The 25,614-nt window shown below is 66.1% G+C and carries 24 protein-coding genes and 1 riboswitch; of the genes, 20 read left to right on the top strand and 4 right to left on the bottom strand.

Going from position 1 to position 25,614, the window contains the following annotated elements:
• Window positions 1-59: 59 nt before the first annotated feature.
• A riboswitch (SAM riboswitch) is annotated at window positions 60-167 on the top strand.
• From AFER_RS09545 to AFER_RS09490, 11 genes are all read left to right on the top strand, one after another.
• Window positions 164-1,408, top strand: a complete 1,245-nt coding sequence (locus tag AFER_RS09545; RefSeq protein ID WP_015799239.1) for a threonine synthase — start codon at window positions 164-166, stop codon at window positions 1,406-1,408. It overlaps the preceding riboswitch by 4 nt.
• Before the next feature lie 20 nt (window positions 1,409-1,428).
• On the top strand, window positions 1,429-1,719 hold the full coding sequence (locus AFER_RS09540) for a ubiquitin-like small modifier protein 1 (RefSeq protein WP_015799238.1): 291 nt from the start codon (window positions 1,429-1,431) through the stop codon (window positions 1,717-1,719).
• Between the two features lie 124 nt (window positions 1,720-1,843).
• Window positions 1,844-3,466 carry a chaperonin GroEL gene (gene groL, locus AFER_RS09535; protein ID WP_015799237.1) on the top strand — a complete coding sequence of 541 codons (1,623 nt, stop codon included), beginning with the start codon at window positions 1,844-1,846 and terminating at the stop codon, window positions 3,464-3,466.
• Window positions 3,467-3,748: 282 nt separating this feature from the next.
• Window positions 3,749-4,426, top strand: coding sequence for a hypothetical protein (locus AFER_RS09530; RefSeq protein WP_015799236.1), 678 nt, complete (start codon window positions 3,749-3,751; stop codon window positions 4,424-4,426).
• Window positions 4,423-6,825, top strand: coding sequence for an AAA family ATPase (locus tag AFER_RS09525; protein ID WP_015799235.1), 2,403 nt, complete (start codon window positions 4,423-4,425; stop codon window positions 6,823-6,825). The genes AFER_RS09530 and AFER_RS09525 overlap by 4 nt, the downstream gene beginning before the upstream one ends.
• Window positions 6,822-7,529: a chlorite dismutase family protein gene (locus AFER_RS09520; RefSeq protein WP_015799234.1), complete on the top strand. Its 708-nt coding sequence runs from the start codon at window positions 6,822-6,824 to the stop codon at window positions 7,527-7,529. Before AFER_RS09525 ends, AFER_RS09520 begins: the two co-directional genes overlap by 4 nt.
• A gap of 96 nt (window positions 7,530-7,625) precedes the next feature.
• On the top strand, window positions 7,626-9,152 hold the full coding sequence (locus AFER_RS09515; protein ID WP_015799233.1) for an IS1182-like element ISAcfe2 family transposase: 1,527 nt from the start codon (window positions 7,626-7,628) through the stop codon (window positions 9,150-9,152).
• Between the two features lie 177 nt (window positions 9,153-9,329).
• A complete protein-coding gene (gene larE / locus AFER_RS09510; RefSeq protein ID WP_049755467.1) occupies window positions 9,330-10,187 on the top strand; it encodes an ATP-dependent sacrificial sulfur transferase LarE in 858 nt (285 codons plus the stop codon).
• Complete coding sequence (locus AFER_RS09505; protein ID WP_015799231.1) at window positions 10,145-10,384, top strand: NIL domain-containing protein; 240 nt, start codon at window positions 10,145-10,147, stop codon at window positions 10,382-10,384. Before larE ends, AFER_RS09505 begins: the two co-directional genes overlap by 43 nt.
• 5 nt (window positions 10,385-10,389) lie before the next feature.
• Window positions 10,390-10,809 carry a hypothetical protein gene (locus AFER_RS09500; protein ID WP_015799230.1) on the top strand — a complete coding sequence of 140 codons (420 nt, stop codon included), beginning with the start codon at window positions 10,390-10,392 and terminating at the stop codon, window positions 10,807-10,809.
• 372 nt (window positions 10,810-11,181) lie between these two features.
• The gene (locus AFER_RS09490; protein ID WP_015799229.1) at window positions 11,182-11,874 is read left to right on the top strand and encodes an NUDIX hydrolase N-terminal domain-containing protein; all 693 of its coding nucleotides are present in this window, start codon (window positions 11,182-11,184) and stop codon (window positions 11,872-11,874) included.
• Here the strand turns inward: AFER_RS09490 and AFER_RS09485 are convergent.
• Complete coding sequence (locus AFER_RS09485) at window positions 11,861-12,718, bottom strand: PAC2 family protein (protein WP_049755465.1); 858 nt, start codon at window positions 12,716-12,718, stop codon at window positions 11,861-11,863. The two genes, AFER_RS09490 and AFER_RS09485, sit on opposite strands and share 14 nt — an antisense overlap.
• A 70-nt stretch (window positions 12,719-12,788) precedes the next feature.
• Here AFER_RS09485 and AFER_RS09480 point away from each other — a divergent pair, with 70 nt between their 5' ends.
• Complete coding sequence (locus tag AFER_RS09480) at window positions 12,789-13,289, top strand: GNAT family N-acetyltransferase (protein WP_015799227.1); 501 nt, start codon at window positions 12,789-12,791, stop codon at window positions 13,287-13,289.
• A gap of 14 nt (window positions 13,290-13,303) precedes the next feature.
• Window positions 13,304-14,572 carry a citrate synthase gene (locus AFER_RS09475; RefSeq protein WP_015799226.1) on the top strand — a complete coding sequence of 423 codons (1,269 nt, stop codon included), beginning with the start codon at window positions 13,304-13,306 and terminating at the stop codon, window positions 14,570-14,572.
• A 31-nt stretch (window positions 14,573-14,603) separates the two neighbouring features.
• Here the strand turns inward: AFER_RS09475 and tesB are convergent, their stop codons facing one another.
• Complete coding sequence (gene tesB / locus AFER_RS09470) at window positions 14,604-15,455, bottom strand: acyl-CoA thioesterase II (RefSeq protein ID WP_015799225.1); 852 nt, start codon at window positions 15,453-15,455, stop codon at window positions 14,604-14,606.
• Between the two features lie 75 nt (window positions 15,456-15,530).
• On the opposite strand from tesB, the gene AFER_RS09465 reads away from it, so the two are divergent.
• On the top strand, window positions 15,531-16,010 hold the full coding sequence (locus AFER_RS09465; protein ID WP_015799224.1) for a GtrA family protein: 480 nt from the start codon (window positions 15,531-15,533) through the stop codon (window positions 16,008-16,010).
• Window positions 16,010-17,086: a nicotinate-nucleotide--dimethylbenzimidazole phosphoribosyltransferase gene (gene cobT / locus AFER_RS09460; RefSeq protein ID WP_015799223.1), complete on the top strand. Its 1,077-nt coding sequence runs from the start codon at window positions 16,010-16,012 to the stop codon at window positions 17,084-17,086. Before AFER_RS09465 ends, cobT begins: the two co-directional genes overlap by 1 nt.
• Before the next feature lie 8 nt (window positions 17,087-17,094).
• On the opposite strand, the gene AFER_RS09455 is transcribed toward cobT, so the two are convergent.
• Window positions 17,095-18,438, bottom strand: a complete 1,344-nt coding sequence (locus AFER_RS09455) for a protoporphyrinogen/coproporphyrinogen oxidase (RefSeq protein ID WP_015799222.1) — start codon at window positions 18,436-18,438, stop codon at window positions 17,095-17,097.
• Window positions 18,435-19,505 carry a uroporphyrinogen decarboxylase gene (gene hemE, locus AFER_RS09450; RefSeq protein ID WP_015799221.1) on the bottom strand — a complete coding sequence of 357 codons (1,071 nt, stop codon included), beginning with the start codon at window positions 19,503-19,505 and terminating at the stop codon, window positions 18,435-18,437. The genes AFER_RS09455 and hemE overlap by 4 nt, the downstream gene beginning before the upstream one ends.
• Window positions 19,506-19,543: 38 nt before the next feature.
• Between hemE and AFER_RS09445 the strand changes: the two genes are divergently transcribed.
• Genes AFER_RS09445 through qcrB form a run of 5 tightly spaced genes read left to right on the top strand, consistent with a single transcriptional unit; the run spans window position 19,544 to window position 25,613 of the window.
• The gene (locus AFER_RS09445) at window positions 19,544-21,664 is read left to right on the top strand and encodes a HelD family protein (protein WP_015799220.1); all 2,121 of its coding nucleotides are present in this window, start codon (window positions 19,544-19,546) and stop codon (window positions 21,662-21,664) included.
• A 27-nt stretch (window positions 21,665-21,691) separates the two neighbouring features.
• The gene (locus AFER_RS09440) at window positions 21,692-22,288 is read left to right on the top strand and encodes a cytochrome c oxidase subunit 3 (RefSeq protein WP_015799219.1); all 597 of its coding nucleotides are present in this window, start codon (window positions 21,692-21,694) and stop codon (window positions 22,286-22,288) included.
• A 27-nt stretch (window positions 22,289-22,315) separates the two neighbouring features.
• Window positions 22,316-23,149, top strand: a complete 834-nt coding sequence (gene qcrC / locus AFER_RS09435) for a cytochrome bc1 complex diheme cytochrome c subunit (RefSeq protein WP_143712021.1) — start codon at window positions 22,316-22,318, stop codon at window positions 23,147-23,149.
• On the top strand, window positions 23,146-24,048 hold the full coding sequence (locus AFER_RS09430; RefSeq protein ID WP_015799217.1) for a ubiquinol-cytochrome c reductase iron-sulfur subunit: 903 nt from the start codon (window positions 23,146-23,148) through the stop codon (window positions 24,046-24,048). Before qcrC ends, AFER_RS09430 begins: the two co-directional genes overlap by 4 nt.
• Window positions 24,045-25,613 (top strand): cytochrome bc1 complex cytochrome b subunit, encoded by a 1,569-nt coding sequence (gene qcrB, locus AFER_RS09425; RefSeq protein ID WP_015799216.1) that lies wholly within the window; start codon window positions 24,045-24,047, stop codon window positions 25,611-25,613. The genes AFER_RS09430 and qcrB overlap by 4 nt, the downstream gene beginning before the upstream one ends.
• The last annotated feature ends 1 nt before the right edge of the window (window position 25,614 follow it).

Genomic DNA, 25,614 nt, shown 5'->3' with positions numbered 1-25,614 from the left:
CATTGGCACGCGTGCGAGCAGCGCAGAGCGCCGACCGAGTCGCTAGCATGAGTGACGCCGAATCATCGAGAGCGGTGTAGGGACGGGCCCTGTGATACCGCGGCAACCAGTTCGATACGTCGAACCAGGTGCCAATGCCCGAGCGATGGCGGCGGGAGGGACGATGTCGTCAGCGGTTGTCAACCTGGTGTGCCGTGAGTGTGGGCGGACCTATCCGATCAGCCCAACCCACGTGTGTGAGTTCTGTTTTGGTCCCCTCGAAGTCGCCTACGACTACGAGCAGATCGCGGCACGTGTCACGCGCGAGCGGATCCAGTCGGGGCCACCGACCTTGTGGCGCTATGGCGAGCTGCTTCCCATCGAGCGCGACGAGGCCCGTATTGACCTCGGTGCTGGCTTCACCCCGCTCGTGCCCGCCCCGAGGCTGGCCGCGGAGCTCGGTCTGGGGGAGCTCTACCTCAAGAACGACACGGTGAATCCCACCGGATCCTTCAAGGATCGAGTGGTGGCCGTCGCGCTCTCCAAGGCTCGTGAGTTCGGCATGCGCGTCGCATCGTGTGCCTCCACCGGCAACCTCGCCAACTCGGTTGCGGCTCACGCTGCTCGGGCAGGGATGGAGGCCTACGTCTTCATTCCCGCGAATCTCGAGCGCGTCAAGGTGTTGGCCACCGCGGTGTACGGAGCGAACATCGTCGCGATCGACGGGACCTACGACGACGTCAATCGTCTGTGCGCAGAGATCGTCTCCGAGCGCGGTGATTGGGGCTTTGCCAACGTCAACCTGCGGCCGTTCTACTCAGAGGGCTCGAAGACCCTCGGTTTCGAGGTCGTTGAACAGCTGGGTTGGCGCTACCCCGATCACGTCGTCGTGCCGGTGGCCTCAGGAAGCCAGCTCACGCGCATCCATCGAGGTTTCGAGGAGCTGGCCCTCGCTGGACTCATGCCAGAGCCGCCGAGCGTGCGGGTATCCGGTGCCCAGGCGCAGGGGTGCTCACCGGTTGCGCAGGCGTTCGAGGCGGGTCGCTCGTTGGTGCGCCCGGTCAGGCCATCGACGGTGGCCAAGTCGCTCGCGATCGGCAACCCGGCTGACGGCAGTTACGCGGTCGATGTCGCACGAGCGACCGGCGGCGCGATCGGCGCGGTCTCTGACGACGAGATCCTCGAAGCGATCGCGCTCGTGGCGCGCACGGAGGGCATCTTCGTCGAGACCGCGGGTGGAGTGACGGTCGCGACGCTCGCCAAGCTGGCCTCGCAGGGGATCGTTCGACCGGACGAGACGGTGGTCGCGTACCTGAGCGGCAATGGCCTGAAGACGGTCGAAGCCATCGAGCAGACCGTCGATACCGGCACCGTGATCCGTCCATCGATCGATGCGTTTTGGTCGTTACTCGGAGCCCAGGCGCGCTAGCGGTCGGGAGCGAGAGGGAAATGGGGGTTGGAGTGACGGTACGGGTGCGCATTCCAGCGCAGCTTCGCAGCCTTGCGGGCGGCGCGGGCGAACTCACGGTCGGCGAGGCGCAGACGGTTGGTGAGGTGCTCGCTGTGGTGGCGAGTGAGCACCCCGAGCTTGCCGAGCGTATCCTCGACGCCGAGGGTGAGCCGCGGCGCTTCGTGAACGTGTTCGTTCGCGACGAGGACATTCGCTTTCTGGATGGTCTTGCGACCACCGTCGGCGACGGGGATGTGGTGTCGGTCGTTCCTGCGGTCGCCGGCGGCTAAGCAGCGGCGAGGTGCTATCATTAGCACTCGGCATAGCTGAGTGCTAACCACGCATGCTGGGCGGCCGAGAGAGCCGTCACAGACGTGGTGAAAACGCTGCTCGCGAGAGACCAGGGAGGCAACGATGGCCAAGCTCATCGCGTTCGACGAGGATGCTCGGCGCAAGCTCGAGCAGGGCATGAACAAGCTTGCGGACGCCGTGCGGGTGACCCTTGGACCGAAGGGCCGTAACGTCGTCCTCGACAAGAAGTGGGGCGCACCCACGATCACCAATGACGGCGTCTCCATCGCGAAGGAGATCGAGCTCGAGGAGCCGTTCGAGAAGCTCGGTGCCGACCTCGTGAAGGAGGTCGCCAAGAAGACCGACGACGTCGCTGGTGACGGTACGACCACGGCCACTGTGCTCGCGTGGGCGATGGTTCGCGAGGGCCTGAAGAACGTTGCGGCAGGTGCCAACCCGATGTCACTCAAGCGTGGCATCGAGGAGGCCGTTGCCGACGCAGTCCTCGCGCTCAAGTCCATCGCGAAGGAGACCGAGACGCGCGAGCAGGTCGCGCAGGTCGCCGCGATCTCCGCTGCCGATCCTGAGGTCGGAGCCATGATCTCCGAGGCGATCGAGCGCGTCGGCAAGGACGGCGTGATCACGGTGGAGGAGTCCCAGACCTTCGGGATGGAGATCGACCTTGTCGAGGGCATGCGCTTCGACAAGGGCTACATCTCGCCGTACTTCGCCACCGACACCGAGGCCATGACCGCGATCCTCGACGACCCGTACATTCTGCTGGTCAGCTCGAAGATCTCGTCGGTGCGTGAGCTGTTGCCGGTGCTCGAGAAGGTGATGCAAGCGGGCAAGCCGCTCCTCATCATCGCAGAGGATGTCGAGGGCGAGGCGCTCGCGACGCTGGTCGTGAACAAGATCCGAGGCACCTTCCGGTCGGTCGCGGTCAAGGCTCCTGGCTTTGGTGAGCGCCGCAAGGCCATGCTGCAGGACATCGCGATCCTCACCGGTGGCCAGGTCATCTCCGAGGAGGTCGGGCTCAAGCTCGAGAACACGACGCTCGACCTGTTGGGTCGCGCGCGCCGCGTCGAGGTCACGAAGGACGAGACGACGATCATCGAGGGCGCGGGGAGCGACGCCGACATCAAGGGTCGGATCCAGCAGATCCGTAACGAGATCGAGGCGACGGACTCCGACTACGACCGCGAGAAGCTGCAGGAGCGTCTTGCCAAGCTGTCCGGCGGCGTCGCGATCATCAAGGTCGGCGCCGCGACCGAGGTGGAGCTCAAGGAGAAGAAGCACCGCATCGAGGACGCCGTCTCGACCACCAAGGCAGCGATCGAAGAGGGTGTCGTGCCCGGCGGTGGCGTGGCGTTGCTGCGTGCCCAGCGTGCGGTGCTCGACAAGGCAGAGAAGCTCGAGGGTGACGAGGCGACCGGTGCGAGGATCGTCGCCAAGGCGGTGGAGGAGCCGTTGCGGCAGATCGCGACCAACGCCGGCCTCGAAGGTGGGGTCGTGGTCGAGCGAGTCAAGGCACTCACCAACCCCAACGAGGGCTTGAACGCTGCGACCGGGACCTACGAGGATCTGGTGGCGGCCGGTGTCATCGACGCCGTGAAGGTCACCCGTTCGGCGCTGCAGAACGCGGCGTCCATTGCGGCGCTCTTCCTGACCACCGAGGCGGTCGTGGTCGACAAGCCGGAGCCCAAGCCGGCGGTCAACCCTGGCGCCGGGATGGAGGACTTCTAAGGGACGACGGCGTCGCCGGGTCGCATGCGGCAGGCGACGCACAGTCAAAGGGGAGCAGGCTTGCCTGCTCCCCTTTGATGCGTTGTGGGGCCTGTGCTGCTCGAGACCGGCGTGGTCGCAGGAGCCGAGCGGGAAACCTCGGACGTGGCAGAGCTGGGCTGGCTTCTGCGCTCTCACCTCGCGTGAAGGTGCGCCTGAGTTGTCCACAAGCTAAGGCGGTAGCATGGAAGAGGGCTCGGTCCCCGAGCGGGGGGATCCATTCGCTCAGGAAGGCGTGGTGGAGTGTGGTCGTTCGCTCGTTCGCGAGGATGGGGGCGCAGAACCCTGGCCACGATCACGTTGGGTGCCCTCGCTGCGAGCTGCTCGGCGAGCGGGCTCTCGTACGTCAGTCACGGCGACGCTGCAGGCGAGTCGGTCTACTACGCGATTCCTTCGGGTTGGCAGCGCTTTACGGTCCAGCAGGTCTTCCGGTCGGCCGATCCTCGTGCGAGTTCGACGACGCTTCGACAGGTCGAGCAGAGTCTCTGGGGCAACATCATCGTTGGCAAGCACGTCGCTGGCCTGTCTGCGGTCTCGAACGGCTTCAGCGAGGGGTTCCCATTCGGAATCGTGAAGGCGCAGGCGTTGACCTCCGCCGAGCAGGATTCGTTCTCGTTGGCGACCTTGCGCACGCTGATCCTCCAGCAGGATCCCTTCAATCCGTCGTCGTCGATCGACCACTTCTCGGTCAAGGCCTACCAGACGTTCGTGCGCAAGGGCGGGTTCCGGGGTTCTGAGATGACCGTGGAAGAGCGCGTCGGTACGAGCTCGCCGATCGAACTCGAGCAGATCGCCGAGGTGAATCCCTCGACGACGTGGGCCTATGTCCTCGGGGTGGGATGTGACGTCGCGTGCTTTGCACGCAATGCAGGTGTGATCGACTCAATCATTCGTTCCTTTGGAGTGGAGGCAACACCATGACCGAGTCCACCGGGGCCAGGCGGCATGCTGCGCGGCCGGGCTGCCGACCTCCGCAGTCGCTGTGGGACCGCTTGAAGTTCCTCGTCGTCCTCGCGGTGCTCATCGCCTGGGTGACGGCGACAAAGACGAACGCGAATCCGCTCGAACCGGTGGGCGTCGCGCTTGCGAGCACCCTTCAGAGCGATTGGTGGCTCACCGTACTCGTGGTCCTCGAGGTGGTGCGCCAGGTGAACGTGCTGGCGTTGGAGCGCTCGTCGTCCTGGAACCAGGCGTGGGAAGAAGCCGTCGTCCGACCGATCCAGCGCCTCGGCCACGGCCGCGACGATTGGACGCGCTATCGCATCGCGCGAGCTGCGAAGATCATCGTTCTCCTTGCGCTGGTGTCGGTCGTGCTGGCAGCCCACTACCACGTCTCGCCCCTGTTCGCGCTGTTCGTCGTGCCGGGCATGGTGATGAACTCGCTCCCGACGATCATCGAGATCGGGGTCTATCTGCTCATCGGGGTTGGCTCCTTCGTCGCGATCTTTTGGTATCTCTCCAAGGGCGGCTACGAGGTCTACTTCCCTGGCGACGTCAAGACGCGCTTTAGCGACGTCTGGGGCCAAGACGCGGTACTCGACCGGATCAAGGAGAACCTGATCTTCCTGACCGATCCCGAGCGCATCGAGGAGAAGGGTGGCTACGTCCCGACCGGTATCTTGCTGTGGGGCCCGCCTGGCACCGGCAAGACCCTGATCGCCGAGGCGGTCGCCGGCGAGACCCAAGTGCCGTTCGTCTTCGTCGAGCCCGGTGCCTTCGCGAACATGTTCATCGGGGTCGGTATTTTGAAGGTCAAGTCGATCTTCCGTCGTCTGCGCAAGCTCGCGGTGCGCTATGGCGGGGTCGTCGCCTTCTTCGACGAGGCGGACTCGCTTGGTTCGCGAGGCGCCATCGCTGGTGCCGATGGCAGATTCCGCTTCGCGGGTTCGCCGATCCTCGGTGATGCGCCCACGTGCCATGGTGGCACCTACTTCGATCCGGCGACCCAGCAGGTGCTCTTCGAGGAGGAACTTCGTCGTGCTCGTGCGAGTGCGCCGGAGCCTCGCGCGCAAGGCCGATCGGTCTGGCGCTACGTAGTGCCGGGGTTTGGCGGCATGGACGGGACGCTCCAAGCCCTTCTGACGGAGCTGTCGGGCTTGCAGAAGCCACGTGGGTTCTGGAACAGGGTCGTTCGGCGCGCGCTCGGGCTCAAGCCAAAGGAACCGCCGAAGTACCGGATTCTCACCATCCTCGCAACCAACCTTCCAGACGTGCTCGACGAGGCGCTGCTCCGCCCCGGTCGGATCGACCGCATCTACAAGGTGGGCTATCCGTCCAAGGAGGGTCGCATCAGGACGTTCCAGGGCTACTTGGCCAAGGTCCACCACGCTCTCTCGGACGAGGACATCGACCGGCTCGCCACCATGACTCCGTACTTGTCGGGAGCCGCCATCAAGGACATGGTGAACGAGGCGCTGATTATCGCGATCCGAGAGGGCCGCGAGGTCATCGAGTGGCCGGACATGATCCGTGCGAAGCAGATCAAGACCTTCGGTCTGCCCGAAGACGTCGAGTACGTCGAGCGCGAGCGGCACGCCGTCGCCGTCCACGAGGCGTGCCATGCGGTAACGGCGGTTGTCGTGCGGCGTAATTCGGTGATCGACATCGCCACCATCGAGAAGGGTTCGAACTTCCTCGGACTCGTGTCCTACTTGCCCAAGGAGGAGCGATTCACCCGGTGGCGCTCTGAGTTCGAAGCGGACATCATGGTGGGTCTGGCATCGCTCGCTGGCGAGCGCGCCTTCTTCGGCGGCGACAACACCTCGGGCGTCTCGGGCGATCTCTTCAGCGCCTCGAGGCTCGCGGCCCTGATGGACACGTCGTGGGGTATGGGCGACACCATTCTCCAGCTGGATGCGGTTCGCGACCTCGGCATCGGCGGCTACGGGCCGCAGCGCCGGAGAGTCGGGCCTGCGGACGACCCTCGCAAAGGGGGCATCGGCGATCGTGTCGAGCGGCGACTCGAGGCCCTCTACGAGCGCGTGGCCCAGATCGTCGAGGAGCACCGCTACGACATCCTCGCCGTCGCTCATGCTCTCGAGACTCAGAAGACGATCACCGGTGACGACATCCTCGCGATCATGGAGCGCCGTCAGGGGTTGCTCATCGATGGAACGGTCTACGCAGACCCGTCCATGCGTGCGCAGATCGAGGCGTACCACGACGCTGTGGCTCGGGCGCATCGGCTCCAGGAGTCGCAACCCATGACGGTCCCGCTACCGGCAGGGAGCGCCCTCGGCGCTGGCACGATCGCTGATCGACGCGAGGCTGCGATGCGCCATCGCGCGCTCACGAGTGAGCATGATGGAGACCAATCATGAGTGACAGCACTGAGGTGATGGGTTCGGACGAGGTCGGCGGCTCGCAGGTGCGAACCGGCCTCGGCGTGCTGCATCTGTTCGCCAATCCAGGTCCCGGTTACGCCGCCGAGGAGGCACTGCGCGAACTCAAGCAGTGCGAGACTGCGGGGGCACAGGTGATGACGGCCAGTCTGCTCGGTCACCATGCGCAGGTCGCCGTCATGGCCCTCCACCAGGACTTTGCGGTCTTGCGTGACCTGCAGGCCGGCCTGTCGCGAGCGGGGCTCACGCTCGTCGATTCCTTCGTCTCCATCACGGAGGTCTCCGAGTACTCACAGCACTTGCCGGAGGACCGCAAGCGTCCGCGCCTCTACCCGGTGTTGCCGCCAGAGGGCTTTCCGAACTGGTGCTTCTACCCCATGGCGAAGCGTCGGGGCGACGCCTTCAATTGGTACGCGCTGCCGTATGCAGAGCGCGAGCGGCTCATGTATGGACACGGGGCGTCGGGGCGCAAGTTCTCGGGACGAGTCATCCAACTGGTGACGGGTGCCACCGGACTCACCGACTGGGAGTGGGGTGTGACGTTGTTCGCGAAACGACCGGACGACATCAAGGACGTCGTCTACACATTGCGCTACGACGAGGCGTCGGCCTACTACGGCGAGTTTGGTCGCTTCTACGTCGGGTTTCTCGCCGATCCAGCGGAGGTCCTCGCTCGGCCCTAGGAGTCCCCTGAACAACTCCTCCACGTAGGGCGGCTACGGGAAGCGCTTCCCTCCGCCTGTCAAGCGCCATTTGCCCAGCTCAGCTAGACTTTTTGCATGCTGGGCACCGAATCAGACCAGGCACACCTCACCGCGACGGAGGCCTTCTGCTCCTCGCTCATCGAGCCAGGGTCCATCTACGCCTTCCTCGCCGAGCACCGCAGAGAGCTCTTCCCCGACGAGCGCTTCCGCCATCTCTACCCCTCCACGACCGGCAGACCCTCCATCCCCGCCTCGAGGGTGCTCGCGGTCATGGTGCTCCAGGTGCTCGAGGGGCTCTCGGACACCGAGGCGACAGAGCAGGTCCGCTACAACCTCCGCTGGAAGTACGCCCTTGGTCTTGATCTCGAGGACCCAGGCTTTCACCCCACGGTGCTCACCTACTGGCGCAGGCGCATCGCCACCTCCGAGACCCCAAGACTCATCGGCGAGCTCGTGGCCGAGGTGATCGGTGCCACGGGGGTGCTCAAGGGCAAGACGAAGCGCGTCGTCGACTCCACCGTGCTCGCCGATGCGGTTGCCACCCAAGACACCATGACCCAACTTGTCGCCCAGATCAACCGGGTACGCAGGCTGATCCCCGAACTACGCGAAATTCCTCTGTCACCAGCGATCGACTACACCCGCGCAAAGCCTGCCATCGACTATCGGGACGAAGAGGCAGTGGTGCGCACGGTGAGTGCCCTCGTCGCCGATGCCACTGCCCACCTCGCCCATGCAGAGAAGCTCGCATCCCTCACCGAGCCACAGACCGAAGCCCTTGGTCTCCTTGGGCTCGTGGCGGGCCAAGACGTGGAGTGTGTCGATGCCAAGGAAGGTCGCTGGCGCATCGCGAGGCGGGTAGCCACAGACAGGGTCATCTCCACCGTGGACCCTGACGCTCGCCACGTCCACAAGTCACGTGCCCGTGCCATCGATGGCTACAAGGGCCACGTGGCCGTCGAGCCAGACAGTGGCATCGTCACCGCTGCGACCATCACGAAGGGCACCGTGCCGGACGCAGCAGTGGCGAGCGAGCTCCTTCGTGACGAGGACGGCCCGCGCACGGTCTATGGCGACAGCGCCTATGCCACGAGCGAGGTCTCCAACGAGCTCGCCGCTCGTGGCCACGACGAGGTGATCAAGCCTCGGCCCCTTGCCATGGCGGTCCCTGGTGGCTTTACCATCGATGACTTCGTCGTCGAGGAGGGATGGGTCAGCTGTCCCCAAGGACACCGAGTACCCATCTCCGCCAAGGGTCGTGCTTCCTTTGTCAAGCACTGCACCGGCTGTCCGCTCCGGGATCGCTGCACGCGCTCGAAGCGAGGACGGGTCCTCACCTTCACCCCTGCCACCTGGCACGCAATCAGCCAGCGGGCGCACTTTGGGGACCCTGCCGTTCGTCTCGACTATCAGCGCACCCGACCGAACGTCGAGCGGATCCACGCACAGCTCAAACGCAAGCTCTCCGGCGCGAGGCTGCGCTACCTGGGGCTCGTGCGCAACCGACTCCACTTCGAGCTGCTCTGTGCCACCTGGAACCTGAAGGTGCTCCTTCGCCTGGGGCTCACCCGGGTGGGTGGTGGCTGGGTGCTTGCCACCTGAGAGGCGCTCGGGTCCTCTCCTCCTCGCCCCACAGGAGGGGCGAGGAGGAGAGGGTGAGGAGCGAGATGGGAACGGGTCAGCTGGGCTCGTTCCCGGGCTGGGTGGGCGTGCTCAGCCACCACCAGGGAGGGGCTTGTTCAGAGGGCTCCTAGGTGTCCGCGGCCTAGGCTCGTCGGGGTGCGAACCTCTACTGAGCTGCGCGCGCTGACGGCGTGGTTCGAGCGGCAGGAACGGGTCGTGGTTCTGCTCTCGGGAGGCGTGGACTCCGGAGTGCTCGCGGTGGCCGGCACCCGCGCGATTGGCGATCAAGCCGTTGCCGTCACCGGCCGGTCGGCCTCGCTCGCCGCCGACGAGCGCGACGCCATCGCCCGGCTGGTCTTGGAGAACGGCATCTGTCATGTCGAGGTCGCGACACACGAGGGCGAGGACCCCGCCTACGTTCGCAACGACCGGATGCGGTGCTACGTCTGTAAGACCCACCTGTTCCGAGCGGCTGGGCCGGTAGCCGAGGAGCGCCGTGCCGTCATGGTGACGGGTGCGCACGTGGACGATCTCGGCGACTGGCGCCCAGGCATGCTCGCTGCCGAGGAGGCTGGGGTGCGCGCGCCGTTCTTGGAGCTCGGCGTCAACAAGGCATCCATTCGTAGCCTTGCGAGGGAGCTCGGTGTCGACTGGCTCGCGGACAAGCCGGCTGCCGCCTGCCTCGCGTCGCGCATCCCGACAGGGACGCCGGTGACGCCTCGTCGTCTGAGCCAGGTGGAGCGTTTCGAAGCCGCGTTGCACCGCCTCGGTATCGTCGATGTACGTGTGCGCCACCATGGCGATACGGCGCGGATCCAGGTGCCACGAGCGCTCGCAGCGGCGGTGTTGGCGCACGCCGAGGAGCTCACCGAGCTCGGCTCGCGCCTTGGCTTCACGTACACTACGCTCGATCTCGCCGACCTTCGTGGGCGTCAGCACTCGGTGGGTCCGGTAGGTTCGGAGGAGGCGGGATGGCTCGGTTCAAGGCGAAGCTCTGGTACGAGGGCGAGCTGATCAACGAACCCGTGATCGCCACGTTGGCGAGGGATCACGGTGTCATCGCGAACATTCGACGGGCGAACGTGGAAGACGACAGTGGCTGGATCGTCTGTGAGCTCGAAGGGAACCCCGACAATTTGGAGCAGGCGATCGAGTGGCTCCGCGGTGTCGGTGTCGACGTCGAGCTGGTCGGCGACGTGGTCGAGAGCTGATCGCGATGGACCACAAGGCTGATGCTCTTCCGTTTGCTCGCGCGAGCGCTGCCTATCTCGAGGCGTTGCTCGACGCACTCCCGGCCTTCATGGTGCGCCTCGGCAACGAGCTCGCGCGTGAGGGCGAGTGTGAGTTGACGTGGCTGGATGCACTCGAGGAGCACGTGGCGAACGAGCTGACCGCCCTGCTCGGCGCACCCGTCGAGGAGCAGGCCGAGCCGCCCATCGGCTTGGTGCGTCGTCTCGTGCTCGAGTCGGTGCGAGCCCACGTCGAGCGACCGAACGTCGAGCGACTCGAGCGCCGCGGCCTCCTGCCGCGCAGCGCGGTCGACATTTCGCCAGACCTCGCCGCGATTCAGGTGCAGTGGGGTCGAGCGAAGGCCGAGTCGCTGGGTGTCGTGTCGAAGGACGCACGTCTGAGCTGAGCGACCTCGCGGCTGGCGCGTGGGGCTGCCGGTTCGTCCTGCGCGGTGCCCGGGGCACGGCGAACGCAGCCGCGGTCGAGCTGCCGGATCGTCGGTGATGGAGATCGTCGGTGATCGAGCGGGTGGCTCTAGTCTCCGCTTCGCGGATCGACCCACCCGAGCCGCGAGATACGAGCACGCGGCTCGTAGAAGAGGCAGCCGTCAGGGCAGTCGAAGGGCAGTGTGCGCGCGGCGTCGACTCGGCATCGCTCGAGGCGGTCTCCGCTCGGGAGCGTTTTGACGAGGTAGTGCTTGCAGGTCACCTGCGCGGCCACGGCTCGAGCGTAGCATGGGATGTGACGAGTGACCGTGCGCGGACAGAGGGGTGCCCTCATGGAGCTTGAGCGACGCGATCTCGAGGTGGCGCTCCTCGAGATCGAGAGCATTGCGCGGACGGGACTCGCGTTCACGAGTTCTGGGTACGAGCGCGAGCGCTACGAGGAGATCTTGCGAGTCGTGGTGAGACTCCGCAACGCGGAAGCCCCTATCGGGGAGCCCGAGGACGAGACCGTCGGTGCGCTCATCAGGGGAGTCGCCGAGGGTGTCGCCGGCTACGTCACGCCCAAGTGTGCGGTCGGGGCGGTCGTCGTCGACGACTCGAACCGCATGCTGCTCATCCAGCGAGCCGACTCGGGTGTGTGGCTCTATCCGACGGGTTGGGCCGACGTCGGCTACTCCGCGGCCGAAGTCGTCGTGAAGGAGGTCTTCGAGGAGACCGGCATCGAGGTCGTGCCCGAGGCGATCCTCGGTCAGATCGACGGCCTGCGGCGTGGCTTCACCAGGGTCGCGATGTATTCGACCATCTTCTTGTGTCGTCCGGTCGGCGGGACGCTTCGGGCGCATCCGCTCGAGGTGCGTGCGGTGCGGTGGTTCGAACGTGAGGAGCTCCCCGAGAACGTGGCTGCGCTGATGCGGCTCCCGTGGCTCGAGCGCGCCTTTCATCGAGACGAACCGCTGACCCGCGCGTGGGCCGCCTACTTCGATCCGCCTCGGCCCGGACGCGTCGACGGCGTCACTCCGCGTTGAAACGACGGAGGTACTGTTGTGCCTCCCAGGAGATCCGCTCGGCCGATCGGCGCGTTCGTTGATCGATCTCGTAGGAGTGCTCAAGCGATCCGACGTAGGAGACGAGTTCTGGATCGTCGCTGACGTACTGGTCGATTTCGGCCGCCGTCCGCGCGATGAGGAGGTCGAGCTCCGGCGTGGGATCGAGATCCAGGTCGAGCGCGGTGGTGGTGGCTTGCGCCAGCGCGAGGGCCGCCGGATAGGCCGGAAACTGTGCCAGGTAGTGAGGGACTTCCGCCCAGATCGAGGTCACGTCGACCCCCGAACTTTGCAGCACGCCCTGGGCAACACTCAAGAATCCGGTCGGACCTTCGTAGTGCGAGGGCAGCAGATCGAGCTTGCGTGCAAGTTCCGGACGAGTCGAGAATCCCACGAGCGCAACTGGGCGCGTGTGTGGAGTGCCCGCGAGCAACGCTCCAAGCGTGACCACGTGCTGGATCGCGAGTCCTTGTGCAACCTCGGCAATCTGGCTGGCGAGCGCCTTCCATCGCAGTTGCGGCTCCGGTCCGGCCAGGGAGAAGATCGCGGGACCGCGTTGGCGAGCCGGGCCCCGGAGGACGAGGGTCCCCCATTGGATGCCGTGCACCCCACGCTCGTCGATCTCGACGAGCGGACGCACCGCAGTGAAGTCGTAGAGCTCGTCGGGGTCGACGTGAGCGTAGGGGACGAGCCCCGCGAGTCGTTCGAGTGTGGACGCTGCGGTGGACGCAGCTTCGCCAGCGTCGGTCCAACCGGACAACGCCAAGATGAGCGCCGCTGGCCTGCGGCGCTGACGAACGCGGCGGTGCCAGGCGAACTCCACCATTGACTCCCATGCTAGTCGTCCTCATCCTCGCGGTTCGAGGGATCGCGTCGGCGCTCCTAGGCTGGCGGCGATGATCGCGTCGCCATCGGCCGTCGTGGTTCGCGAGGCCACCACCGTCGAGCCCGGCATGCTCGCCGTGGTCAACCACCTCGTTCGACAGCTGTCGACCACGGCTGCACCGTTGACCGAGGCCGATCTCGAACGGGTCGTGTCCTCAGAGGCGACGCGTCTCCTCCTTGCGTGGGCTGGCGAGGACGTCGTCGGTATGACCACGCTCGTGCTGGTACCGATCCCGACCGGACTGCGGGCGATCATCGAGGACGTCGTGGTCGACGAGCGAGGACGTGGCCACGGGGTAGGACGCGCGCTCGTGACCAGAGCGCTCGCACTGGCCGAGGAGGCCGGGGCGACCACCGTGGACCTGACGTCGCGGCCCACGCGGGTGGCTGCGCATGCGCTCTATCGGTCGGTCGGGTTTGTGGAGCGCGACACCGCTGTGTACCGTTATCGGTTGGGGGGTCGGAGTGTCACCGAATCGGTGGCGTCCGACCCTTCAGTTTCGACTGAGTAGGAAGGTGGGTCGCAATGCCTGAGTCGATCACCATCACGGACAACCGCACCGGCGTGTCCGTCGAGATCCCCATCGTGGACGGTACGGTTTCGGCGGCCGATTGGAGCAAGGCGCTGCCGGGCATCTGGTTCCTCGATCCCGCACTGGTATCGACCGCGATGGCCGAGAGCGCGATCACGTACCTCGATGGCGAGGCGGGGATTCTGCGCTATCGGGGCTATCCGATCGAGCAGCTCGCCGAACGCTCGACCTATCTGGAGGTGGCGTACCTGCTGCTCCACGGCGAATTGCCGACCGCGAGCGAGCTCGAGACGTGGGTCGACGAGATCACGCACCACACCTTCATCCACGAGAACGTTCGCAAGCGCTTCCTCGAGGGATTCCACTACGACGCCCACCCCATGGGCATCTTGGTCTCGGCGGTCGCCGCGCTCTCGACGTTCTACCTGGACGCCAAGGACATCTTCGATCCCGATGCCAGACATCGACAGATCATTCGTCTGATCGCCAAGATGCCAACCCTCGCTGCGGCTGCCTATCGATTCTCGCAAGGGATGCCGTTCGTCTATCCGGACAACTCGCTGTCGTTCCCGGCGAACTTCCTGTCGATGATGTGGAAGATCGCCGAGCCTCGCTACGAGGCAGATCCGCGTCTCATTCGAGCGATCGACGTGCTGTTCATCCTCCACGCCGACCACGAGCAGAACTGCTCGACCACGGCGATGCGCGTCACGGGCTCAGCGCACTCTGACCCCTACTCATCCGCGGCAGCGGCCTGCGCGGCGCTCTATGGTCCGCGGCATGGCGGCGCCAACGAGGCCGTCGTACGCATGCTGACGGAGATCGGCTCGATCGACAATGTGCCCGCGTTCGTCGAATCCATCAAGCGTGGCCATGGCATCCTCCAGGGCTTCGGGCATCGGGTGTACAAGAATTACGATCCTCGCGCGCGCATCATCAAGGAAGTCGCCTACGACGTGTTCGAGGTCACGGGGAAGAACCCACTCCTCGATATCGCCCTGAAGCTCGAGGAGGTCGCGCTCTCCGATGAGTACTTCATCTCGCGCAAGCTCTATCCGAACGTGGACTTCTACTCGGGCCTGATCTACCAAGCCATGGGTTTCCCCGTGGAGATGTTCCCGGTGCTGTTTGCGATCCCTCGTATGTCGGGGTGGCTTGCACACTGGAACGAACTGCTCGATCAAGACGCCAAGATCGTGCGCCCTCGCCAGCGCTACATCGGCGCTCCGAAGCGCGACTACGTTCCGGTCGAGCAGCGCTGACATCGGCGTCGGGTGCGCGCGGCAGACCGCTTCAGCGCACCCGACGGATCAGCCCCTCTTGTATGACGGTAAGGAGCCGCCGGCCGGCTTGGTCGTACATGGCGCCTTCGGCCAATCCTCGGCCCTGCTGGGAGGTAGGGCTCACGGTGTCGTAGAGGAACCACTGGTCGGCGCGGCCCTCGCGATGAAACCACATCGCGTGGTCGAGCGAGGCACCGAAGATGGTGCCGTCGAACCAGGTCAACCCGTGCGGGATGAGGGCGGTATCGAGCAGCGTCATGTCGGAGGCGTAGGCGAACAGGCACGCGTGCAGCAAGGGGTCGTCGGGGACGTTCCCGTCGGCACGGAGCCAGATCCGTTGGACTGGCTCGCGGGACCCCTCGGCTCGGGCGAGTGGCGGCAACGTGACGAAGCGAATGTCGAAGGGCCGCGGCCGGTCGAGCCATTCCCGTACCTGCGAGGACCACGGCTCGAGCTGCTGCTCCAGCGTCCCGACGGCGCTGGGATCAGGTACCTCTGGCATCGAGAGCTGGTGCTCGAGGCCCTCTTCGGGGACCTGGAACGACGCGGAAAGGGCGAAGATGGCACGACCGTGCTGGATGGCGATGGCTCGGCGTGTCGAGAAGCTCCCACCATCGCGAATGCGCTCGACCTCGTAGAGGATCGGTGTGTTCGGATCTCCGGGCCGAATGAAATAGGCGTGGAGGGAATGGACCCTTCGATCACGCTCGACTGTGCGACCAGCCGCGACGAGTGCCTGTGCAGCAACCTGACCGCCGAAGACGCGCTGTCGGTCCTCCTTCGGGCTCTGTCCACGAAAGATATTGACCTCGATCGGCTCGAGATCGAGCAGGTCAAGGACCGCTTCCAAAGCCTCGCTCATGAACGATCCCTTCGATGCGATCGATGTACGATCACGCGTCGCCGACGACGGGCTACTCGATGGTAGGCTAGCCGCGTGCGCTCCCTCGTACTCCACCTCAATGACGCGATCACCGCTCGGTTTGGTCCGGCGTCGGTCAAGTACGCCGTGACCTCGGTCATTTCCGTGCTGATTACTCAGGCGATCCTGTTCTTGCTCTTTGGTGTGATGCGCGTGTTTTCCGCCGTGACCTCCAACGTGGTCGCGACGGCCGTTGCGGCCATCCCTTCGTACTACCTCAACCGTCGCTGGGCTTGGGGCAAGTCGGGACGCTCACACCTCCTGAAGGAGGTCATCCCGTTCTGGGCACTGGCCTTCATCGGGCTGTGGGTTTCGATCGAGACCGTCGCGTGGACGCAGGCTCGCGCCTCGGCGGCCCACGTTGGTCACCTGACCGATGCCGTGCTCATCAACCTCGCATCACTCGTCGCCTTCGGCGTCGTGTGGGTCGGCAAGTACGTGATCTTCAGCCGGTTCATGTTTGGGACTCCCCGGGTCCCGGACCCTGTCGCTTGATGCGCGCGCCGACCGATCGTGGGGTGGACGCCACGCGATCCGCAGCCAAGGGGCGCGACGAACGCGCTGAGGCTGCGGCGAGGGCGCATCACCTTCGTCTGACCAAGCCGGCAGGCTCACTCGGCGTGCTCGAAGACCTCGGCGCCCAGCTTGCCGGCATCGCTGGGGTCGACCCCCCGCCGGTGCCGCGCCGTCCTGCTATCGTCGTCGCGGCGTGCGATCATGGCGTCGTCGACGAGGGCGTGACCCCCTGGCCGAGGGACGTCACGGCGCAGATGGTCGCGAACTTCCTCGCTGGAGGCGCTGCCATCAGCGTGCTGGCGCGCGAGGTCGGCGCGTCGGTGGTGGTGGTGGATGCTGGTGTTGCGACGGAGCTGGAGCGCCACCCAGCTCTCCTCGACGTCGCACGACGGCGCGTGACGGGCAACATCGCCCAAGAAGCCGCACTCGATCTCGATGACGCTCGCGCACTGGTCGAGGCTGGCCGCGCGCTGGTGTCGAGCCTGCACGCCTACGGCATCGACCTGGTTGCCACCGGCGACATGGGCATCGGCAACACGACGCCGAGCGCTGCGGTGATCGCGGCGCTGACGGGCAGGCCACCCGCTGCGGTCACGGGTCGTGGAACCGGCATCGACGATGCGCAACTGGCTCGCAAGATCGAGGTCATCGAGCGGTCCCTCGCACGATCCGGCCCGCCCACGGATCCCATGAGCGTCTTGGCGGAGCTCGGCGGTGGCGAGATCGCAGTCATCGCTGGCGTAGTGCTCGGCGCGATGGATGTGCGGATCCCGGTGGTGGTCGATGGGGTGATCTCGCTCGCTGGCACGCTGGTCGCGGCAGGGATTGATCCCGTGGCGGCTGACTTTGTGATCGCCGGGCATCGATCGGTCGAACCCGGCGCAACGGCGGCACTCGAGCATCTCGGTCTGCGTCCCCTGCTCGATCTGGATTTGCGTCTCGGTGAGGGCTCGGGTGCGGCGCTGGCGATCCCGCTGGTGCGGTCCGCGGCGCGCATCCTCGCGGAGATGGCGACCTTTGATGCGGCCGGGGTGGCCGAGCGGTCGGAGGCCTGACGGCGCGGTCAGTTGTCTCGGCTGATCGTCGCTCGAGCAGCGTCGCGTCCGCTCGCGATGCACGTCGGGATGCCGCTCCCGCGACGCCACGCGCCGGCGAGCGCCACGGTCGAGCCCAGTGCGTCGCGCAGTTCGCGATCGATTCGCTCCACGAGATCGAGATGCCACGGCGCGAAGTGAGGGAAGGCGTTCGTCCATCTCGCGAGTCGGGCATCGCGGATCTCGAGGGTCGCCTCGAGGATGCCCTCGGCCTCGGCGACGAGATCGTCGCGCAGGCGATCGTCGTCCCGATCGAGCGGGCGCACGTCGTGGAGGTTGCCCGCCGACACGCGGAGCAACGCGTCGTCCCCTGCCCAGTGCGGCCACTTCTCGGACGCCAGCGAGACGGCGGTGGTCATGAGACCCTCGCGTCGGTCGACGAGCACCCCCGCGACGCCCTTGAGCGACGGCGCGAGCGTCGGCGCGATCGAGAGGGCCAGGACGCTGACGGATGCGTAGCGAATCCCGCGAAGCAGGAGGCTGGCTTCGGGCGCTGAGGCCGCAAGGATCTCGGCCGCACGGAAGGCCGGTACAGCGAGGACGACGGCATCAGCGCTGAACGAGCTGCCGTCGGAGGTGGTGACGGCGGTGCCGTGAGGGGCCGGAGCGAGTTCGGTGACCGAGGTGGAGGAGCGCACATCGACGCCGAGGTCCACGAGGACCTGCGCTACGGCGTCCACGAGGGTGGAGAGGCCTCCAGAAGGGGCGACGAACGCAGGGCGCGTCGGTCGGGAGGGGGCTGGTGCTGGTGGGCCGCTGGGCGGCATCGAGAGGATGCTGGGTGCGCTCACCCGGGCGCTCAGGCCCACGATGGTGTTGGCGTTGATTCCCCCGACGAGTGGCTCGATGTGTCGTTCGCTCCAGGTTCGCCCCCAACGCCACGCTGCGAGTCGACCGAGGTCGTCGGTCTCGTGGCCACGCCGGGATCGCGCGATCACACCCCACGCGGCGCGAAGGCGAGTGATGGGACCGACGAGATCCGAGCTGAGCGCACGTTCGAGGTTCGGTGGTGCGCCGAGCACGAGGCCTGGAGGGATGGGGCGGCGCGCACCTCGCGACCAGAGCAGAGCTCGGCTGGCTGTGGGAGCCACGAGGTCGAGTCCGAGCGAGTCGACGAGTTCGAGGGCACTCGGTGTGCGAGTGAGGAGCGAATCAGGGCCGAGTTCGACGAGCGAGCCGCCGACGTGTGAGGTCAGGAGCTTGCCCCCGAGCCGGTCGGAGGACTCGAGGAGCATGACGGATGCACCGTGGCGCGCCGCCTCCCATGCAGCCGCAAGTCCGCTGATGCCTCCCCCGACGACGATGACGTTCACGAAGTCGCCTCCAGCGCGTTCGTCCGCAGCCGGGTGCCCTCGTCGTGCACGAGGTCGACGACGCGGGCGAGAACGTCGGGATCGGATTCGGGCAGGACGCCATGGCCGAGATTGAAGACATAGCCAGGCGCGGGAGCCGAGGCGGTGAGGACCGCTCGTGCCTCGGCGAGGACGACATCGACGGGGGCCAAGACATATGCGGGGTCGAGGTTCCCCTGGAGTGCGAGCCGGCTCCCGTGGCGAGTCGCGAACCCTTCGAGGTCAACGCGCCAGTCGATCCCGACGGCGTCGAAGCCGAGTTCGCAGATGTCGGCCTCGAGGTGCGCCGTGCCGACCGAGAAGTAGATGGACGGAACGCCGAGCTCGCCGATGACGGCTGCGAGGCGCCGGAGGTGGCGGGCGACGTGGTCCCGAAAGGCTGGTCCGGACAGGGCTCCGGCCCAGGAGTCGAAGATCTGGACCGCACTTGCGCCCGCCTCGACTTGGACGGCGATACTGGCCGCAGCGATGTCGGTCAGGCGCTCGAGGAGGGCGGCGAACAGGCCGGCATCGGCGAGCATCAGCCGCTTTGTGGCGCTGTAGTCACGCGAGGGGCGACCTTCGATGAGGTAGCTCGCCACGGTGAAGGGTCCGCCGGCGAACCCGATCAGCGGCACGGGGGAGGCGGCGGTGACGAGCCGGACCGTTGACGCCATGGCCTCGAGCGCTTCGGGGTGGAACCGGTCGAGACGTGCAAGGTCGCTGCGTGCACGGATCGGCGGGTCGAACGTCGGACCTAGGCCCGGCACGATGTCCACCCCGACCCCTGCTGCGGCGAGCGGTGCCATGATGTCGCTGTACAGAATGGCCGCATCGACGTGGTAGCGCTCGACGGGCTGCAGGGTGATCGTCGCGGCCAGTTCGGGATCCTCGAGGACCGTGAGGATGGACTCCACGCCGCGCACTGCGCGGTACTCGGGGAGGGAGCGACCAGCCTGGCGCATGAACCAAACGGGAACGTGGTGACCGGGCCGACGGGCAAGCGCCGCGAGGAGCGCTGGCTCAGGTGAGTGCACGGGTGAGGCCATAGACTGAAGTGCTCCCGAGTCTAGGAGGGTGGGGCCGCGTGGTCGACGAGGCGTTCGAAGAGGAGCGGCGCTTCGTCGAGCTGGCCTATCGGCGGCTTGGCGCGGTTCGGGGAGGGGTCGAGCGCTCGCTCGAAGAGGCGCTCGCCCAGGAGCGTGGTGGTACGCACCAGGCTCGGCTCGAGCGAGACGTCTTCGTGGAGAATGCGCTGCGTCGACTCGAGGCCCTCGAACTTGGTGACCACGCCTTGGTCTTCGGACGACTCGACCGCGACGACGAGGAGCGGTTCCACATTGGACGGGTCTCCCTGTCGGACGAGCACGGCGATCCACTCGTCGTCGACTGGCGCGCTCCGGTCGCCGAACCGTTCTACCGAGCGACGGCACAGGTGCCGATGGGCGTGGAGCGTCGGTGGCACCTCGCGGTGGAACACGGCGAGCTGCGTCGGCTCGAGCTCGAGGTGTTGTCGGGGCGTGGCAGCGAGGATGTGACTGCCGGACCGACCGCGCTCTACGCAGCGCTCGAGCGACCGCGCGGAGCTCAGATGGTCGACATCGTCGCTACGATCCAAGCCGACCAGGACGAACTCATTCGACGACCTCTTGGCCACGCGCTCTTGGTGGAAGGCTCGCCAGGCACCGGCAAGACCGCCGTCGCGCTGCATCGAGCGGCGTACCTGCTCTACACCTATCGGTGGCGGCTCGAACACCAGGGGCTGCTCGTGGTCGGACCGACCCCTGGGTTCGTGCTCTACGTGCGCGACGTCTTGCCTTCGCTCGGCGAGAGTGGGGTCGAGCTGCGGTCATTGGCATCACTGCGACCGGGGACGCTTGTTGGCGATACGGACTCGACGCCCGAATCGCGCGCACTGCGAGGAAGCCCGCGCATGGTGAAGGTTCTGGCCAGGGCGGTTCGCGATCGTGAGCGTCCGCTCCGCCATCGTATCGAGATCCCGTTCGGATCTCGTGTGCTGACCGTGACGCCCGAGCTCTCACGTCGCGCGATCGCTGCGACTCGATCCGTGCGCGGGGGCCACAACCAGCGGCGTCGCTCGGTCGAAGATGCGCTCCTCGACGCGCTCGCACACGCGGTCCTCCAAGGCGGGCCGCTGATCAGGGAGGCGTGGGGTGGTGACGACCGAGTCGTGGCGCTGTTCGGTCCTGGGGCAGATTGGCCTCCCCGCTTCCCGGATGACTCGGACGAGGACATCGTGCGCGAAGTGCGCCAGGAGATCCGCCATCTCGAGGCCTTCCAGCGGGTGATGGCACGGCTGTGGCCCCGTCTGAGCGCCGAGGAGGTGCTCTATGACATGCGCGCGCGTCCAGCTCTGCTGGCATCGGCCACGCGTGGCGTCTTGAGTGCCGACGAGGCTGCTCTCCTTGCGCTCGAGCCGGGGGAGGATCCCTCTCGGCACGTGTGGGAGGTCGAGGACGTGCCGCTGCTCGACGAGCTCGACAGCCTGCTCGGCACCCACGAGGGGCGGGTCTTCGGACACGTCGTGGTCGACGAGGCCCAAGATGTGAGCCCGATGGCCGCTCGAGCCATACGCCGGCGGCTGTCGGGCTCATCGATCACACTCGTCGGAGACCGGGCGCAGTCGCTGGCCCCGTGGGGGGTCCAGCCGTGGAGCGCCGTCATCGAGCAGCTGCGCCTGAAGGATGTGTCGATCGAGCAGCTGCGCGTGAACTATCGCTCGCCTGCGCGTATCGGACGAGCGGTCGCTCGCCTCCGTGAGCGCATCCTCGGCGATGACCAAGGTGCCGAGGTCGTGCTCCGTCGGACCCCTGGGGCCGTGGAGCTGATCGACGATCTTGGCGAGAACGTGGTCGAGTTCGCGCTCGCTCGCGTGCGGACGCTCGCGAACGAGGTGCACTCCGTCGCACTCGTCCTCGACCCCTCCGTCGCCGAGAACACAGTGGGGGGTATCGGCTCGATTTTGTCTCGACTCGGCGACCTCGATACGATCAGAGTGACGGATGTGCCTGGGATTCGGGGGATGGAGTTCGACGCGGTAGTCGTGCTCGATGCGGCGGCCCTTGCGAAGGGACCGACGGGAGAGCGGTCGATCTACGTCGCGTTGACGCGAGCGACGCAGCACGTCGTGCTGTGTGCAGCAGCGTCGGCTCCCTCCTGGCTCCACGAGGCACTCGCAGATGGGTGAGGCTTGAGTGGGCTGGAGGGTGCGTTCATGGTCGAGGCGACGCTAGCTGGCGCGCCACGGCGGGAGCCGATCAGGTTCTCGAAACCGTCGTTGCTCGGTGTGGGCACGATGGTGTGGCTCGGATCCGAGCTGATGTTCTTCAGTGGCCTCTTCGCCGCCTACTTCACGATCCGAGCACACGTCGGCTCGCCGTGGCCACCCGCGGGCACGCACCTCGACACGGTGCAGTCGGCGATCTTCACCACGATCTTGCTGCTGTCGAGCGTCACCATGCAGAAGGCCTTGTTCGAGGCGGAGCACGATCGGCCCCGTGCGGCGATGTGGTGGGTGGCGCTCACCTTCGTCATGGGTGGGTCCTTCATCGCGAACCAGGCGGTGGAGTGGGCCACCTTGACCTTCGGTCCGCAGACCAATGCCTACGGGTCGCTGTTCTACGTGATGTCGGGGATCCACGGACTGCACGTGATCGTGGGCCTCGTCGCCATGTTGTTCTTGCTGCTGCGCCTGCGAGGCGTCAAGGGGGGACGTCGACATCTCCCTGGGTTCCAGGCGCTGTCGTACTACTGGCACTTCGTCGATGTGGTGTGGGTCGCGCTCTTTGCGTGCCTGTTCCTGGTGCACTAGGTGCGTCCGAGGAAGGGAGTGAACTCGGTGGGTTGGTTGAGCAAGGGTTCGCTGCGACGACCGCGCGTGCTGTCGGCGATCGCTGGTGTCGCCGGCCTTGGCACGCTCGCTGCCGTGGCCATGGTGGCGGCCCCGTCGACGGCACTGGCGCAGGCACCGAACTCCGGCGGCTCGTCGGGTGGTTCACCGATCGTGTACGTGAACCCTCCGAAGCGTCTGATTCCCGAGGGGCAAGCGCTCTTCGCTGAGGACTGTGAGACGTGCCACGGTGTGGACGCGCAAGGGTCGACGCGTGCGCCGAACTTGCAGGGCCTCGGAGCCGCCACGGTGGACTTCTGGATCACGACCGGCCGCATGCCGCTCGCCGATCCGACGACGCAGGCGATCGAGAAGCCGCCCCGCCTCACCAACCAGCAGGCCGAGGCGATCGCCTCGTACATCGTGTCGTTGGCGCCGGGGGGTCCTGGCATTCCGAGCGTCAATCTGAAGGCGGCCAACATATCCCGAGGTGAGTTCCTCTTCTCGGAGGATTGTGCCGCCTGTCACACGATCACGGGTGTGGGCGATGCCCTCGCGAACAACGTGTTCGCCCCGTCGCTCTATCCGGCCACCCCGACGCAAGTTGCCGAGGCGATTCGAACCGGCCCTGGCAACATGCCACGGTTCGGCCCCGGCACGCTGTCGAACCAGGAGGTCGCCGACGTGGTTCGCTACGTCGAGTACCTCCACGCGCCGAATGATCGCGGCGGCGCGGGTCTTGGTCATGTCGGGCCGGTCACGGAGGGACTCGTTGCGATCGTGTTCGGTTTGGGAGGGTTGATGGTCGCTGGCTATTGGATCGGCGGGAGGGCTCCTCGATGACCGTCTCGAGGACTGGTCCAACCTCCTCGACAGAGGAGACGCCAGAGCGTCGGCCGTTCGTCGAGCGGCTGATCGCCATCTCGTTCAGCTTGTCGGTGCTCGCCACTATCGGCTTGGGCGTGACCTACTGGCTCGGTGGACAGCCACAGGTCGAAGGCGCGTTGCTGTTCGTGGCGCTCGGTGGCATCGGCGTTGGTATCGTCGCGTGGGGCAAGTACCTCGTGCCCCAGGGTCCCTACGTGCAGGAGCGTCACGAGCTTCGCTCGGACGACGTCGAGCGCGAGGCGATGCATGCATCGCTGAGCCGAGGACTCAACCAGGTGCAGCGACGCTCGTTCTTGTTGAGGCTGCTCGGTGCGTCGGTTGGAGCCTTCGGGTTGATCAACCTCTTCCCGTTCCTTCGCTCTCTCGGCCCCGTCCCCGGGAAGTCCCTGTTCCTCACCGACTGGAAGGCAGGTTCACGGCTTGTGACGGCCAGTGGTCGTGTCGTCACGGTGAACGACCTCGAGGTCGGCGGGATGCTGACGGTGTTCCCCGAGGGTTGGGAGAACTCCCCGATGAACGCGATCGATCAGGTTGTGCTGGTTCGTCCAGCGACAACCGACCTCGTCACGCGGCCGGGCCGTGAGACGTGGGGGCCACAGGGGTATCTCGCGTTCTCGAAGGTGTGCACGCACGCAGGGTGCCCGGTGGGTCTCTACCAGGAACTCACCCAGCAGCTCCTCTGTCCGTGCCACCAGAGCTTGTTCGACGTCTTGACCGGGGCTACCAACGTCTTCGGGCCCGCGCCGCGACCCCTCCCACAGCTGCCGCTCTACATCGACAGCGAGGGTGTCCTTCGGGCGCAGGCCGGGTTCGACGAGCCCGTCGGTCCTGGGTTCTGGGAGCGTGGCGCATGAGTACGTTGGAGGAACGAGCGCTGCAAGCGGCGGACGAGATCGACGACCGCTTTGGCTCGGCACGGTTCGTCCGCAACTCGCTGAACAAGATCTTTCCGGATCACTGGTCGTTCATGCTGGGGGAGATCGCCCTCTACTCGTTCGTAGTCCTGATCTTCACGGGCGTGTTCCTCACCCTGTTCTACGTCCCGTCCACCCAGCAGGTGATCTACCACGGCTCGTACGCTCCGCTGCGCGGCCAGCGGATGTCAGAGGCCTACGCGTCGACGCTGAACATCTCGTTCAACGTCCGCGCGGGCCTCGTCATGCGCCAGATCCACCACTGGGCGGCTGATGTCTTCATCGCGGCCATCGTCGTGCACCTGTTGCGCATCTTCTTCACCGGGGCCTACCGCAAGCCACGCGAGATCAACTGGACCATCGGATTGACCCTGCTCGTGCTGTCGATCATCAACGGGTTCATCGGCTACTCGCTGCCCGATGACCTGATCTCCGGCACGGGCATCCGCATCGCGTTCTCGATCCTGCTCTCGATCCCGGTGGTCGGGAGCTATCTCGCCTTCTTCGTCTTCGGTGGGAACTATCCGGGAACCGCGATCATCCCGCGCTTCTTCATCATCCACGTGCTGATCCTTCCGGCTGCGATCGCGGGCTTGATCGGAGCGCACCTTGCGATCATGTGGCACCAGAAGCACACGCAGTACCCAGGGCGGGGCCGAACCAATCGCAACGTGGTCGGCATCGCGTTCTGGCCAGCGTACGCACTGCAGGCCGGTGGTTTCTTCTTCATCACGGCGGCGGTGCTCGCGGCGCTCGGTGGTCTGGTGCAGATCAACCCGATCTGGCTGTATGGCCCTTACATCCCCTACAAGGTGAGCTATGCGGTGCAGCCAGACTGGTACATGGGCTGGTTGGACGGCGCGCTGCGGCTGATGCCGAGCTGGGAGGTGGTCTTCGGCCCAACCTATGGCGGACACATGATCCCGAACGTGTTCTTCCCGGCGGTGCTCTTGCCTGGCATCACCTTTGGGCTCTTGTACGCCTGGCCGGCCATTGAGCGTCGGTTCACGCGAGACAACGAGGAGCACAACATCTGCGATCGTCCGCGTGAGCACCCGGTGCGGACCTCCATCGGTGTGGGCGTGCTGATGTTCTACATCGTGCTCTTCTTCGCCAGTGCGACCGACGTGCTCGCGAACTTCTTCGATACCTCGCTCAACTTGGTGCTGTGGACGATGCGCGTGCTCTTGATCGCGATGCCGGTGCTCGCCGGTACCGCGACGTACCTGCTGACGCGCGAGGTCGGGCACAAGGAGCACATTGGTGAGCCGAAGGTTCCGGTCGAGATCCGTCGTACCGACGATGGTGCGTTCGCCTTCGTCGAGCTCCAGGTGCACAACGGTCATGAAGAAGCGTTCGAGACGCTCCCTGAGGAGCAGGCGATGGCGGCGACGCAGCCGCAGTCGAACGGACATGCACACGAGGACGACGAGTCCGAATCGGCGGGCAGCGGTAACGGCAATGGTCATGGGCGACCGGGGATTCTGGAGGTTCCACGTGACTGAG

This window comes from Acidimicrobium ferrooxidans DSM 10331, assembly GCF_000023265.1.
In the GTDB taxonomy this organism is placed as follows: Bacteria; Actinomycetota; Acidimicrobiia; order Acidimicrobiales; family Acidimicrobiaceae; genus Acidimicrobium; species Acidimicrobium ferrooxidans.
The sequence above is the reverse complement of the archived record's forward strand: the minus strand, read 5'-3'. Positions and strand labels throughout refer to the sequence as shown.

What these genes read in the sequence shown, in the direction of transcription:
- AFER_RS09540 (WP_015799238.1), top strand. Translation starts at nt 1,429, where the DNA reads ATGGGGGTTGGAGTGACGGTACGGGTGCGCATTCCAGCGCAGCTTCGC.
- AFER_RS09480 (WP_015799227.1), top strand. Translation starts at nt 12,789, where the DNA reads ATGATCGCGTCGCCATCGGCCGTCGTGGTTCGCGAGGCCACCACCGTC.
- AFER_RS09515 (WP_015799233.1), top strand. Translation starts at nt 7,626, where the DNA reads ATGCTGGGCACCGAATCAGACCAGGCACACCTCACCGCGACGGAGGCC.
- AFER_RS09500 (WP_015799230.1), top strand. Translation starts at nt 10,390, where the DNA reads ATGGACCACAAGGCTGATGCTCTTCCGTTTGCTCGCGCGAGCGCTGCC.
- AFER_RS09485 (WP_049755465.1), bottom strand. Translation starts at nt 12,718, where the DNA reads ATGGTGGAGTTCGCCTGGCACCGCCGCGTTCGTCAGCGCCGCAGGCCA.
- AFER_RS09490 (WP_015799229.1), top strand. Translation starts at nt 11,182, where the DNA reads ATGGAGCTTGAGCGACGCGATCTCGAGGTGGCGCTCCTCGAGATCGAG.
- AFER_RS09440 (WP_015799219.1), top strand. Translation starts at nt 21,692, where the DNA reads ATGGTCGAGGCGACGCTAGCTGGCGCGCCACGGCGGGAGCCGATCAGG.
- AFER_RS09525 (WP_015799235.1), top strand. Translation starts at nt 4,423, where the DNA reads ATGACCGAGTCCACCGGGGCCAGGCGGCATGCTGCGCGGCCGGGCTGC.
- groL (WP_015799237.1), top strand. Translation starts at nt 1,844, where the DNA reads ATGGCCAAGCTCATCGCGTTCGACGAGGATGCTCGGCGCAAGCTCGAG.
- tesB (WP_015799225.1), bottom strand. Translation starts at nt 15,455, where the DNA reads ATGAGCGAGGCTTTGGAAGCGGTCCTTGACCTGCTCGATCTCGAGCCG.
- AFER_RS09545 (WP_015799239.1), top strand. Translation starts at nt 164, where the DNA reads ATGTCGTCAGCGGTTGTCAACCTGGTGTGCCGTGAGTGTGGGCGGACC.
- qcrB (WP_015799216.1), top strand. Translation starts at nt 24,045, where the DNA reads ATGAGTACGTTGGAGGAACGAGCGCTGCAAGCGGCGGACGAGATCGAC.
- hemE (WP_015799221.1), bottom strand. Translation starts at nt 19,505, where the DNA reads ATGGCCTCACCCGTGCACTCACCTGAGCCAGCGCTCCTCGCGGCGCTT.
- AFER_RS09475 (WP_015799226.1), top strand. Translation starts at nt 13,304, where the DNA reads ATGCCTGAGTCGATCACCATCACGGACAACCGCACCGGCGTGTCCGTC.
- AFER_RS09520 (WP_015799234.1), top strand. Translation starts at nt 6,822, where the DNA reads ATGAGTGACAGCACTGAGGTGATGGGTTCGGACGAGGTCGGCGGCTCG.
- AFER_RS09430 (WP_015799217.1), top strand. Translation starts at nt 23,146, where the DNA reads ATGACCGTCTCGAGGACTGGTCCAACCTCCTCGACAGAGGAGACGCCA.
- cobT (WP_015799223.1), top strand. Translation starts at nt 16,010, where the DNA reads ATGCGCGCGCCGACCGATCGTGGGGTGGACGCCACGCGATCCGCAGCC.
- AFER_RS09505 (WP_015799231.1), top strand. Translation starts at nt 10,145, where the DNA reads ATGGCTCGGTTCAAGGCGAAGCTCTGGTACGAGGGCGAGCTGATCAAC.